Below are 12329 nucleotides of genomic sequence, written 5' to 3' on the forward strand. Positions count from 1 at the left end.
CTCCGTTAATTTAAATATCGTCCCGGTATGGGTCTGCTATGTTTAGCTCTGCAAGTATTTGCTTTTCGATGCTTTCCATCTCAAAAGCGTCTTCACTCTTTATATGGTCAAATCCAAGCAAATGCAAGCATCCGTGAATAACCATGTGGGCAAAGTGGTCATGAAATGACTTCTCTTGCTCAATTGCTTCAGCTAATACAATGGCTGGGCAAATAATTAAATCACCAACCAAGGGAATATCTATTCCTGGTGGTGCTTCAAATTCGAACGACAGTACGTTGGTCGGTTTATTTTTACCGCGATAGTCGTTATTAAGTTGTTGCGATTGCGCTTCGTCGCTAATAACGATACTGAGTTCTGACTCGTCACGGTATTGGCTAAGGGCTTTGTCGGCCCATAGTGCAAATTGTTCTTCGCTTGGGAGGTTGTCAAACTCACAGGCTATTTGTAAATCAAGTTCGGTTGTCAAAGTATTACTCTTTAGTAGTAGGCAGTTGAAGAGCTACGAGTGCATCTTTTGCATTTTGCTTTTCAATGCGCTTAAGTCGCTCGCTTTCGTCGTTACGCTCGTAGGCTTCAACTATGCGTGCTACAACAGGGTGACGAACTACGTCATGGGCTTTAAAGTAGTTAAAGCTAATTTCTTTTACGCCATCAAGCACTTCAATTGCATGGCGAAGGCCTGAGCGTGTGCCACGAGGTAAATCGACCTGTGTAATATCGCCTGTAATAACCGCTTTTGAGTTAAACCCTATACGGGTTAAAAACATTTTCATTTGCTCGGCGGTGGTATTTTGGCTTTCATCTAAAATAATAAAGGCATCGTTTAGAGTACGTCCGCGCATGTAAGCAAGCGGTGCGACTTCGATGATATTTTTTTCGATAAGCTTTTCTACTTTTTCAAAACCTAGCATTTCAAAAAGAGCATCGTAAAGAGGGCGCAGGTATGGGTCTATTTTTTGACTTAAATCGCCTGGTAAAAAGCCGAGCTTTTCGCCAGCTTCTACAGCAGGGCGTGTTAATAATATACGGCGTATTTCTTGGCGCTCAAGGGCGTCGACGGCGGCTGCAACTGCAAGGTAGGTTTTACCAGTACCAGCAGGGCCTATACCAAAGGTAATGTCGTGGTTTAAAATATTAGCCACATAAACACCTTGGTTGTCGTTACGTGGTTTAATAACACCACGGCGAGTTTTAATAACCATTTCTTTGCCGTAAGCGCTGCTGGATGCATCTTGCTCTAAGGCTTTTGATTCGGTAATAGCTAAATGAACGGCGTCGGGTTCTATTTCGCCTAAAACACCACGAACTGGTTGAGTATCAACATAAAGGTTTTTTAAGATTTCTACAGCGCCGGCGCAGTTGTGTAGTTTACCAGTTACTTTAAAAAAGTTGTCACGGTGAATTATTTCAACAGCCAGGTGGCGTTCAATTTGTTTGATGTTTTCGTCAAACGGGCCACATAAAGAAGAGAGGCGTTTGTTATCGGCAGGTTCTAAATAAATCTCTAATGTTTTTAACTGATTACTCAAAATTGCTTCCTATAGTACTGCGCCAGCGTTAACTGGCGCTAATTGTGTGACTAAGGAACGAAAGTAGCTACGCCAATTTCGTTAACAGTGTCTGGTTTTGGCTCTGCAGCTGCAGCTTTAGTTAAAATAGCTGAAGGAGCGACTTCGCGTCGTAAGTTCATTTCTGATTCTGTACGAATTAAGTCACCACGTAAAGAGTTAGGTAGCGCCTCGGTAATACGTACATCAACAAACTGTCCGATCACTGTGTGCGGGCCAACAAAGTTTACTACACGATTGTTTTCGGTACGGCCGCGTAATTCCATAGGGTTCTTTTTAGAAGGACCTTCAACAAGTATACGTTGCTCTGTATCGAACATTTGACGACTAATTTGTTGCGCCATTTGTGTAATACGGTTTTGTAGTAAGTATAAGCGTTCTTTTTTCTCTTGCTCTGTTACGTCATCTGGTAAATCTGCCGCTGGCGTACCTGGGCGTGCACTGTAAATAAAGCTAAAGCTCATATCAAAACCAATGTCGCTAATAAGCTTCATAGTTGCTTCAAAGTCTTCTTTGCTTTCGCCAGGGAAACCAATAATGAAATCTGACGACATGCTTAAGTTAGGGCGAATTTTGCGTAACTTACGGATTGTCGATTTGTATTCAATTGCCGTATGGCCACGTTTCATTAGGTTTAATATACGGTCTGAACCACTTTGTACTGGTAAATGTAAGTGATCTACAAGCTCTGGTACATCGGCGTAAACGTCGATTATATCTGGGGTAAATTCTACCGGGTGCGATGTGGTGTAACGAATACGGTCAATACCATCAATAGCTGCAATAAGACGAATTAAATCAGAGAAGTAACAAATTTCGCCATCGTGCGTATCGCCGCGGTATGCATTTACGTTTTGACCTAAAAGATTTACTTCACGTACGCCTTGCTCTGCAAGTTGTGCAACCTCAAGTAGTACGTCATCTACTGGGCGGCTAACTTCTTCACCGCGAGTATAAGGTACAACACAAAACGTACAGTACTTAGAACAGCCTTCCATAATTGATACGAAAGCAGATGGCCCATCTGCTTTTGGCTCTGGCAGGCGGTCAAATTTTTCAATCTCTGGGAATGAAATATCAACAACTGATGAGCCTTTGTCGCCTTGCACTTGTTTAATCATTTCTGGTAAACGGTGTAATGTTTGCGGACCAAAAATAACATCAACAAATGGCGCACGCTGGCGAATAGAGTCACCCTCTTGTGAGGCAACACAACCACCTACACCAATAATTAAATCTGGCTTGTCGTCTTTTAACAACTTCCAACGACCTAATTGGTGAAATACTTTTTCTTGCGCTTTTTCACGAATTGAACAGGTGTTAAGTAAGATTACGTCGGCATCTGTTGCATCTTCAGTTAGCTGGTAGCCGTTGGTGGCATCTAAAAGTTCAGCCATTTTCTGAGAGTCGTATTCGTTCATCTGACAACCCCAGGTTTTAATATGCAGCTTTTTGCTCATTGAAATATTGCCTCGTGTTCAATTCGATAGTGGCACAAAAATGTGCTTGAAACAGGATTAAGGAGCAAGCATGCTCACTTAAAGGAGGCGTATTTTAGCTGGATACCCGTCCAGATCCAAGTATAGTTTTCATGTTTGTGATCTCAAATCAATACAAGGCTAGTTTAATGTGCTGTCAGGGATATCCTCTGGTATAAAACAAATTAATTTTGATACAATCAAAACAGATTCAAGTAATAATAAAATGATGAAAAACATGACTAAAAATAATGTGATAGTAGTTGGCGGTGGCATGGTTGGCGCGGCTATGGCGATAAAGTTGGCTCAGCAGGGTTTTGGCGTTCGCATAATCGAAAAACATCTAATAGACCCATCACACATTCTTAGTAGTGATAAGGTGGATATTAGAGTGTCGGCTATTAATCGTTTTTCAGAAAATTTACTTGATGAATTAGGAGCAATGCCGCTTTTAAGGCAAAACCGCATAGCGCCTTATGAGCAATTAGAGGCATTTGAGCGTGGGGATGATAATTTATTGTTTGACTGCGCCGATATAAATACCACGCATTTAGGCCACTTAATTGAAAATAGTTTAATTCAAGCAAGTTTGTGGCAGCAATTTGGGCATTATAAGATTGAGGTTATTGAACAAGCCACACCTATTACTAAAATAGAGCAAACGGATGATTTAATTACGCTTGTGTACGGAATGCAAACCTATACAGCTGATTTAGTAATTGCCGCCGATGGTGGACAATCGCAGCTGCGTGCTAAAGCTAATATTGGTGTAACCGGATGGCAGTATCAACAACATTGTATGGGTGTACTTATAAAGCTTGATGCGCCGCAGCAGGTAAAAACATGGCAACAGTTTACGCCAAGTGGGCCACTCGCATTTTTGCCAATGCAGGCACCGTACGCTAATTTAATTTGGTACGATGATGCAAATACACTACAAGCATTTAAAGGGCTAACACCAGCTGAACTAAAAACGCATATACTTAATAAGTTTCCAGAACTTGCTGGAGACTTTGAAGTACAAACCCATGCAGTATTTCCGCTTACTCGCCAACATGCTAACAGCTATTCACAAGGGCGCTTAGTTTTAGTCGGTGACGCTGCACATACAATTAATCCGCTTGCAGGGCAGGGGGTAAACTTAGGTTTTCAGGATGTAGTAGCACTTGCTGAGGTTTTAGACAATGCGGGAGATATAGGTTGCCCGCTTAAACTCAAAGAATACGAGCGAGCTCGCCGCAGGGCTAACTTATTAATGATGAGCATGATGGATGCGTGTTACTTTGGTTTTTCTAATCAAATTACGCCACTGAAATGGGCGCGCAGCCAGTTTTTAAAAATGGCTAATAATACAGGCCCTATAAAAAACTGGGTTTTAAAATACGCAATTAGCGGTGATTTAGACTAAATTTAAAGTAAATATTAGAAAGGCTCATTTATGAGCCTTTTTTTATGTCTGTTTTTTAGATGGGCAGGTCGTGATGCGCTATATCGAACATGGTTTTAACTTAACGGTGTAACTTCACTAAATCGCAATTAAATAACTTTAAAGAGCCTGTGTGTGGATAATTTTTTTACAGTAATGATTATGTTAGGTGTGCTATTACTTGTAGCTAGCCTAAAAACAACCTTTAAAGTTTGCAAAAAAACATCGCAAAGAGCGTGGAGTGTCCTGTTATGCGCTATTGTCTGTTTTATTCTGGGGTATTGGTGGATACTTTATTACTTTTCGAACTACGATACTGCAGCAATAATAAGAAATGCAGTTGCCACAATATTATTTGGTGGTGCAGGGTTTGTTTTCTTGGTTGTCAAACTGAGTTTAAAAAGTATCCTTAAAATAGAACAAGCAACGCAGTATCAAAAATATCAAACTGAGCACGATAACTTAACAACCTTACCTAACCGCGATAAGTTTTTTAAATCTTTAAGTAAACAAGTTGAATATCCTTCCCCATTTTCACTATTTTATATCGACTTAAACAACTTTAAACAAATTAATGATGCATTTGGGCATCAGTGTGGTGACCAACTCTTGACAGCATTTGCTAATAAACTAAATAAAGAATTATGCGGCATTGCTAAGTTGTATCGAATAGGTGGCGATGAGTTTGCTTTTTTATTGCATACCGATACAGATGAAAGCATGAATTATTGTGTAAACATTATAAACTCAGCCGTCAAAAGTCCGTTTTGTACAAATGAACAAATGGTTAAAATACAATTAAGTATAGGTGTAAGCCGTTTTCCTGATGATAGCCGATTGCCAGATCAATTATTAAAAAAAGCTGACTTGGCATTGCATGAAGCAAAAAAAACATTTCAACCTTTGGTAAATTACTCATCTGCAATAGGTAAACAAGCTGAGGACTTTTTTGATTTATCAGCCAAAATTAAAGTGGCATTACATAAAGATGAGTTTGAGCTTTATTTACAACCCATAATGGACTCTAAAGATCTGCAATTACATGGACTAGAAGCGCTTATCCGATGGCCGCAAGATGATGGTAGCTTTATTAGTCCTGAAAAGTTTATAACCGTAGCTGAGCGTACAGGGCTTATTTTTCCTTTATCGAAATGGGTTGTACAAGAAGCCGTTAATCATATTAGAAAGCTCAAGCTATTTGGTTTTATCGGTACTATACATGTCAACTTATCAACGAAAGATATTGAAAGCAGTGAGTTTTACGATTTTATAATTAATTTACTCGCAACCGACCCTACATTAAGTGACTCGTTAATTTTTGAAATTACAGAAGGCGCAATGATGACAAATATTCCGGCTGCTAGAAAAATGATGCAACAGTTGAGTATGCGCGGGTTTAAATTTAGTGTTGATGATTTTGGTACTGGGTTTTCGTCATTGTCATTATTAAGAGAGCTGCCAATTAATCAAATAAAAATTGATCAGTCATTTGTCAAAGATATGCTAACTAATTCACCTGATTACGCCATTGTTGAATCTACATTGTTTTTAGCAGGCCGATTAAATTGCGATGTAGTTGCTGAAGGAATAGAAACCAAAGAAGTAGAGCAAGCGTTATTGAGTATGAACTGTGATTATTTACAAGGGTATTTATATAGCAAACCGATAAGTATCGACGAATTTATAAATACATATTTAAGTACAGAGAAAGTAAGCTGAATTTAATGATTGTTGAGAAGTTTTAGAGAAGAAGTCAAATTGGCTGGGATACCAGGATTTGAACCTGGGAATGCCAGGATCAAAACCTGGTGCCTTACCGCTTGGCGATATCCCAACTATAAATTTGATATTAATTTTAGTTCTTAATAAGAACATGGTGCGGAAGGAGAGACTTGAACTCTCACATCCTAAGATACTGGAACCTAAATCCAGCGCGTCTACCAATTCCGCCACTCCCGCATCACTAATGTGCTCATTTAACCTCTAAGCTAGAGTAATTCTTTTATTCAACTTTCTTTGGTAGAAGAAGTTGGCTGGGATACCAGGATTTGAACCTGGGAATGCCAGGATCAAAACCTGGTGCCTTACCGCTTGGCGATATCCCAACAAAGAATTCTTTTATAATTTTAGTTCTTATCAGAACATGGTGCGGAAGGAGAGACTTGAACTCTCACATCCTAAGATACTGGAACCTAAATCCAGCGCGTCTACCAATTCCGCCACTCCCGCATTACTAATTTGCTCATTTAAACTCTAAGCAAGAGTTATTCTTTTATCCAACTTTCCTTGGTAGAAGAAGTTGGCTGGGATACCAGGATTTGAACCTGGGAATGCCAGGATCAAAACCTGGTGCCTTACCGCTTGGCGATATCCCAACTAAGAATTAATTGATATTTTTAGTTCGTATCAAGAACATGGTGCGGAAAGAGAGACTTGAACTCTCACAACCGAAGTTACTGGAACCTAAATCCAGCGCGTCTACCAATTCCGCCACTCCCGCATCGTTTGTGTTATAAAACACAGGTAGTTATTTTAAACTCTTCATTGAGCTGCAATTTAACTCTTGCAGAGCCACTTCTAAAAGAAGAAATGGTGGCTAAGACGGGATTTGAACCTGTGACCCCATCATTATGAGTGATGTGCTCTAACCAGCTGAGCTACTTAGCCATTGTTGGCTGGGATACCAGGATTTGAACCTGGGAATGCCAGGATCAAAACCTGGTGCCTTACCGCTTGGCGATATCCCAACAATAACAATTGATAGTTTTAATTCTTATCAAGAATTATGGTGCGGAAGGAGAGACTTGAACTCTCACATCCTAAGATACTGGAACCTAAATCCAGCGCGTCTACCAATTCCGCCACTCCCGCACACAAGGTAGTTATTTTAAACTCTTCATTGAGCAACAAAAAAATATGGTGGCTAAGACGGGATTTGAACCTGTGACCCCATCATTATGAGTGATGTGCTCTAACCAGCTGAGCTACTTAGCCATCTTTTTTGTTAGCACTTCATCGCTGAGTGCGGGGCGTATTATGCTGATATGACCCAAATTCGTCAACACCTTTTTTGCAAAAAAACACTTAACTGTGTTTGTTTGCAGGAAAATTAAGCTAAGCGGCTAAATTTTAATAAAAATGATGATTTTTTGAGTGCAATTCACATACAAAATTTGTCGCTAAATAAAAAAAAAGCAAAACCAATAGTTTGAAGCTGTTTGATTATTCAACAAATTATTACGCTCTTGTTAATTCTTAACATTAATTTGTTTAAGAGGTACTTAATTATTGAGGTTTTATCTTCTGCGCAGTGTGTTTTTTTAGATTAAACGTAGTTATTTAAGTTGGGTTTATATCAATTTTATAAGTTTATAACGTTGGGGGTACAAAAAAGGCTCGTAAAAACGAGCCTTTAAAATTATTACCAATGCTAATTTGGTTTAATTTGACTTATACGTTGAACAAGAAGTTCATTACATCGCCGTCTTTAACAATGTACTCTTTACCTTCTTGACGCATCTTACCTGCTTCTTTTGCGCCGCTTTCACCTTTAAAGGCAACAAAGTCGTCAAAAGCAATCGTTTGCGCACGAATAAAGCCACGCTCGAAGTCGGTATGGATTTTACCCGCTGCTTGTGGCGCTGTTGCACCTACAGGGATTGTCCATGCACGCACTTCTTTAACACCCGCAGTGAAATAAGTTTGTAATTGTAGTAATTCATAACCACCACGAATAACAAGATTAAGACCGGGCTCTTCTAAGCCAAGATCAGCCATAAACTCAAGCTTGTCTTCGTCATCTAATTCTGAAAGCTCAGATTCGATAGCAGCACATACAGGAACAACAATCGCATCTTCAGCTGCAGCAATAGCGCGTACACGATCAAGGTATGGATTATTTTCAAAACCATCTTCAGCAACGTTTGCAATATACATAGTTGGTTTAATAGTTAAGAAGTTGATAGAGCTGATTGCTGCTTTTTCTTCTTTAGTTAAGGCTAAAGCGCGTAAAGTTAAGCCTTCATCAAGATGCACTTTTACTTTTTCAAGTACGGCATTTTGCTCTTTAGCATCTTTATCACCACCTTTTGCTTTTTTTGCATTACGGAAAAGGGCTTTTTCAGCGCTATCCATATCAGCAAGTACTAACTCAGTGTTGATTACGTCAATATCGTCAGCAGGGTCAATAGTGCCTGCTACGTGAATGATGTTTTCATCTTCAAAACAGCGAACTACGTGGCCAATTGCATCGGTTTCACGAATGTTAGCTAAAAACTGGTTACCAAGGCCTTCACCTTTAGATGCGCCTTTTACCAAGCCAGCAATGTCTACAAATTCCATACTAGTGGTAAGAACTCGTTGAGGATTAACAATTTTAGCAAGTTCGTCTAGACGAGGATCTGGCACAGGTACCACACCTGTATTAGGCTCAATGGTACAAAAAGGAAAGTTAGCGGCTTCAATACCCGCTTTAGTTAGTGCATTGAAAAGCGTTGATTTACCAACGTTAGGCAAGCCAACGATGCCACATTTAAAACCCATAGTAAGATACCTTGTTTAGAATTCGTTTAAACGGTGTACTTGGACCCAAGTTACTAGGGTTTAAACGAATGTAGTCTGTTTTGTGCTTTTAACACACCATCTTTTGCAAGTATTTCCATGCAACGAACTGCTTCATCAACAGCAGCATCCATTTTTTCTTGGTCTTCTTTGGCCGCTTTTCCAAGCACCCAACCAGTTACCATTTCACGATGCCCCGGATGACCTACACCAATGCGCAAGCGCATAAAGTCTTTTTGATTTGCCATTTTTGCAATAATGTCTTTTAAACCATTATGACCGCCATGCCCGCCACCTTTTTTTAATTTGGCAACGCCTGGGTCTAAATCCAATTCGTCATGGGCAACTAAGATGTCCTCGACAGGGATTTTGAAAAAATTAGCTAAACTACTGACCGCTTTACCACTTAAATTCATGTAAGTAGTGGGGATCAATAATTTGAATTCTTGGCCTTGAATGATCACTTTGCCTGTAAGGCCGTGATATTTAGGATCGTGTTTTAGAGTGCAGTTATAGCGTGCAGCGATTTGCTCGATGAACCAAGCACCTGCATTGTGGCGTGTGTTTGCGTATTCGGGGCCTGGATTAGCCAGGCCCACAAGCATTTGAATAGAATTCAAGGTTGCGAGACCTTAAATATTATTCTGCTGCTGCAGCGTCGTCTTCAACTGGAGCTGCTTTGTTTGCTTTGATAGTCAGGATAGACTGATCATGGCCTTCGCCTTTAGCTAAATCTACAGAGCTAACGCCTTTAGGGAAAGTTAGGTCAGAGATATGAACTGAATCGCCAACAACAAACTTAGAAACATCTACTTCAATGAATTCTGGAAGTGCTTTTGGAAGACACGTAATTTCAACTTCAGTTAACTGGTGAACAACAGTTGCGCCAGCTTTAGTTACAATATCTTCACCGATGAAGTGAAGAGGAACTTTAGTTTGAAATTTATGAGTAGCATCTACACGTTGGAAATCAAGGTGAGTAAGCTTAGGCTTGAATGGGTGACGTTGGATATCTTTTAAGATTACTTCAACAGCTTCGCCATCAACGTTAAGCGTAAGGATATGCGTGTAGAAACCTTCGTCTTCTTGAGCTTTGATCATATCTTTATGAGCAAAAGTAAGAGATAAAGCTTCTTTATCAGCTCCGTAAAGGATTGCAGGAACTTTGTCTTCGCGACGTAGGCGGCGGCTCGCACCAGTACCAGTTTCTACGCGAAGTTCAGCGTTATACGTATAAGTTTTGTTAGACATGATGTCTCCAGTTATTTAAATGTGTAGGGCCTTTGCGACCAAGGTCCCTAGCCAAAAGGCGCGCTATCATACCACCACGCCCAGACAAAATAAACATCGCTTACAAAAAAAGCGCCAAAAGGCGCTTTTATATTCAGGAATGTTTAATTTTAGTGTTCAAACATCGCTGAGATAGATTCTTCGTTACTAATACGACGAATAGTCTCTGCTAACATGTCAGCAAGCGTAAGTACCTTTATTTTATCAAGGGCTTTAAGCTCGTCAGATAGCGGAATTGAGTCAGTTACAATTACTTCGTCAATCATTGAGTCACGTAGGTTTTCTGCTGCTTTACCTGAAAGAATAGGGTGCGTTGCGTATGCAAATACACGCTTAGCGCCATGTTCTTTTAGTGCTTCAGCGGCTTTACATAACGTACCCCCGGTATCAATCATATCATCTACGATAATACAATCACGGCCTTCAACATCACCAATAATATGCATTACTTGAGAAACGTTTGCTTGTGGGCGACGTTTATCAATAATGGCTAAATCGGTATCGTTTAGTAGTTTTGCAATTGCACGGGCACGTACAACACCACCGATATCTGGAGATACAACAACGACGTCTTCAAAGTCGCGTTCTTCCATATCTTCAAGTAATACAGGGCTGCCAAATACGTTATCTACTGGTACATCAAAGAAGCCTTGGATTTGTTCCGCATGTAAATCAACCGTAAGGACACGGTCAACACCTACACTTGATAAGAAATCGGCAACAACTTTAGCGGTAATTGGAACACGAGCAGAACGTACACGACGGTCTTGGCGCGCATAACCAAAATAAGGAATGACGGCAGTAATACGACCTGCAGATGCACGACGTAGAGCATCAACCATAACGATAAGTTCCATTAGGTTATCGTTTGTAGGGGCACAGGTTGATTGCAAGATAAAAACGTCCGAGCCACGAACATTTTCATTTATTTGAACACTGATCTCACCGTCGCTAAAACGGCCAACAACAGCATCGCCTAATTCAATATATAAACGTTTTGCAACTTTTTGAGCTAACTCAGGTGTTGCGTTACCAGCGAAGAGCTTCATGTCAGGCACGGTAGGGTTCCTCAGGCACTGAATATTTGGACTAACGAGCAATGATAAATATCACTGCGGGTTAACTTATGATTACTTGTACGTTACTTCATTGATCGAATATGGCGGTTAACTCCGTATGAGCAGGKGAGACATTTGCGCTTGAAGCCACAAAACCCTGCCAAGTATGGGGGAGATTTTCAAGTACATCTTGTGCTTGAACTTGACTAGCAAATTCGACAAAACAACATGAACCTGTTCCGGTCATCTTCGACGGTGCGTATTTTAGCAACCACTGGAGGGTTTTTTCAACCTCGGGGCAAAGCTTTTTAACTAATGGCTCACAATCGTTGGTCAAAGTATGGTGTTTCCAGTCACCTATTATTTTTGGTGTGTCGCGTTTTAAATCTGGATGTGTAAATATTTTTGCGGTACTTACATGTTGATTTGGGTGTACAACGCAGTACCATTTTTGTTCAAGTTTTACATGGTGTAGTTTTTCACCAATACCGTGCGCTATGGCGCTTTGACCTTGTATGAACACGGGAACATCTGCCCCTAACTTGAGCCCTAATTGAGCTAGTGTTTCTAGATTTAGTGCCAATTTCCATAACTTATTTAGGGCTAATAAAGTACTTGCAGCGTCAGATGAACCTCCTCCAACACCGCCCCCCATCGGCAAGCGCTTAATTAAATTTATTTTTACACCCAAAGAGGTTTTACAGTGTGTTTGTAATAATAAAGCCGCTTTATAGATGAGATTATCATTTAGAGGGATGTTTTTAGTATCACCACCGACAGAAATACTCCCATCTGTTGTTAACTCAAAATGCAACTCATCACCAAAATTTAAAAAAGTAAATAAGGTTTCAAGTTCATGATAGCCATCTTCTCGGCGAGCATTAATATGTAGAAATAAATTGAGTTTTGCCGGGGCAATAAGTGAAAAAGAGGTTTTGTTGTTCAT

The 12329-nt window shown here is 40.2% G+C and carries 10 protein-coding genes and 10 tRNA genes; 2 read left to right on the plus strand and 18 right to left on the minus strand.

Translation table 11 applies throughout. The features are described 5' to 3' along the window. Nucleotides 1–10: 10 nt before the first annotated feature. From ybeY to miaB, 3 genes are read right to left on the minus strand one after another with little or no spacing between them, the layout of a single operon-like run. Nucleotides 11–469, minus strand: a complete 459-nt coding sequence (ybeY, locus tag EU510_RS17665) for an rRNA maturation RNase YbeY (protein ID WP_149594559.1) — start codon at nt 467–469, stop codon at nt 11–13. Between the two features lie 4 nt (nt 470–473). Continuing rightward, nucleotides 474–1532, minus strand: a complete 1059-nt coding sequence (locus tag EU510_RS17670) for a PhoH family protein (RefSeq protein WP_149594560.1) — start codon at nt 1530–1532, stop codon at nt 474–476. 50 nt (nt 1533–1582) lie between these two features. Further along, the gene (gene miaB, locus EU510_RS17675; protein ID WP_002958544.1) at nt 1583–3031 is read right to left on the minus strand and encodes a tRNA (N6-isopentenyl adenosine(37)-C2)-methylthiotransferase MiaB; all 1449 of its coding nucleotides are present in this window, start codon (nt 3029–3031) and stop codon (nt 1583–1585) included. Between the two features lie 169 nt (nt 3032–3200). On the opposite strand from miaB, the gene EU510_RS17680 reads away from it, so the two are divergent. Together EU510_RS17680 and EU510_RS17685 are read left to right on the plus strand one after the other, a co-directional pair. After that, entirely contained in the window at nt 3201–4457 is a 1257-nt protein-coding gene (locus EU510_RS17680) for an FAD-dependent monooxygenase (RefSeq protein WP_149594561.1), read from the plus strand. 153 nt (nt 4458–4610) lie between these two features. Next, entirely contained in the window at nt 4611–6194 is a 1584-nt protein-coding gene (locus EU510_RS17685; RefSeq protein WP_149594562.1) for a putative bifunctional diguanylate cyclase/phosphodiesterase, read from the plus strand. A gap of 40 nt (nt 6195–6234) precedes the next feature. Here EU510_RS17685 and EU510_RS17690 read toward each other — a convergent pair. From EU510_RS17690 to ispE, 15 genes are all read right to left on the minus strand, one after another. After that, nucleotides 6235–6309: transfer RNA gene (locus EU510_RS17690), tRNA-Gln, on the minus strand. A 40-nt stretch (nt 6310–6349) separates the two neighbouring features. Continuing rightward, nucleotides 6350–6434: transfer RNA gene (locus tag EU510_RS17695), tRNA-Leu, on the minus strand. A 71-nt stretch (nt 6435–6505) separates the two neighbouring features. Next, a tRNA-Gln gene (locus EU510_RS17700) sits at nt 6506–6580 on the minus strand. A gap of 39 nt (nt 6581–6619) precedes the next feature. Further along, a tRNA-Leu gene (locus EU510_RS17705) sits at nt 6620–6704 on the minus strand. Nucleotides 6705–6775: 71 nt separating this feature from the next. After that, a tRNA-Gln gene (locus EU510_RS17710) sits at nt 6776–6850 on the minus strand. Between the two features lie 40 nt (nt 6851–6890). After that, nucleotides 6891–6975, minus strand: a tRNA-Leu gene (locus EU510_RS17715). A 90-nt stretch (nt 6976–7065) separates the two neighbouring features. Then, nucleotides 7066–7142 (minus strand) — tRNA-Met (locus tag EU510_RS17720). Between the two features lie 5 nt (nt 7143–7147). Continuing rightward, nucleotides 7148–7222: transfer RNA gene (locus EU510_RS17725), tRNA-Gln, on the minus strand. Nucleotides 7223–7261: 39 nt separating this feature from the next. Next, nucleotides 7262–7346, minus strand: a tRNA-Leu gene (locus EU510_RS17730). Between the two features lie 46 nt (nt 7347–7392). Then, nucleotides 7393–7469 (minus strand) — tRNA-Met (locus tag EU510_RS17735). A 456-nt stretch (nt 7470–7925) separates the two neighbouring features. Further along, complete coding sequence (gene ychF, locus EU510_RS17740; protein WP_002958547.1) at nt 7926–9017, minus strand: redox-regulated ATPase YchF; 1092 nt, start codon at nt 9015–9017, stop codon at nt 7926–7928. A gap of 53 nt (nt 9018–9070) precedes the next feature. Continuing rightward, nucleotides 9071–9655: an aminoacyl-tRNA hydrolase gene (gene pth, locus EU510_RS17745; protein ID WP_002958548.1), complete on the minus strand. Its 585-nt coding sequence runs from the start codon at nt 9653–9655 to the stop codon at nt 9071–9073. Between the two features lie 19 nt (nt 9656–9674). Continuing rightward, on the minus strand, nt 9675–10286 hold the full coding sequence (locus EU510_RS17750) for a 50S ribosomal protein L25/general stress protein Ctc (protein WP_149594563.1): 612 nt from the start codon (nt 10284–10286) through the stop codon (nt 9675–9677). Between the two features lie 149 nt (nt 10287–10435). Then, on the minus strand, nt 10436–11383 hold the full coding sequence (locus EU510_RS17755; RefSeq protein ID WP_149594564.1) for a ribose-phosphate pyrophosphokinase: 948 nt from the start codon (nt 11381–11383) through the stop codon (nt 10436–10438). 88 nt (nt 11384–11471) lie between these two features. After that, complete coding sequence (gene ispE / locus EU510_RS17760; protein ID WP_149594565.1) at nt 11472–12329, minus strand: 4-(cytidine 5'-diphospho)-2-C-methyl-D-erythritol kinase; 858 nt, start codon at nt 12327–12329, stop codon at nt 11472–11474.

Source organism: Pseudoalteromonas sp. FUC4 (assembly GCF_008370255.1).
In the GTDB taxonomy this organism is placed as follows: Bacteria; Pseudomonadota; Gammaproteobacteria; order Enterobacterales; family Alteromonadaceae; genus Pseudoalteromonas.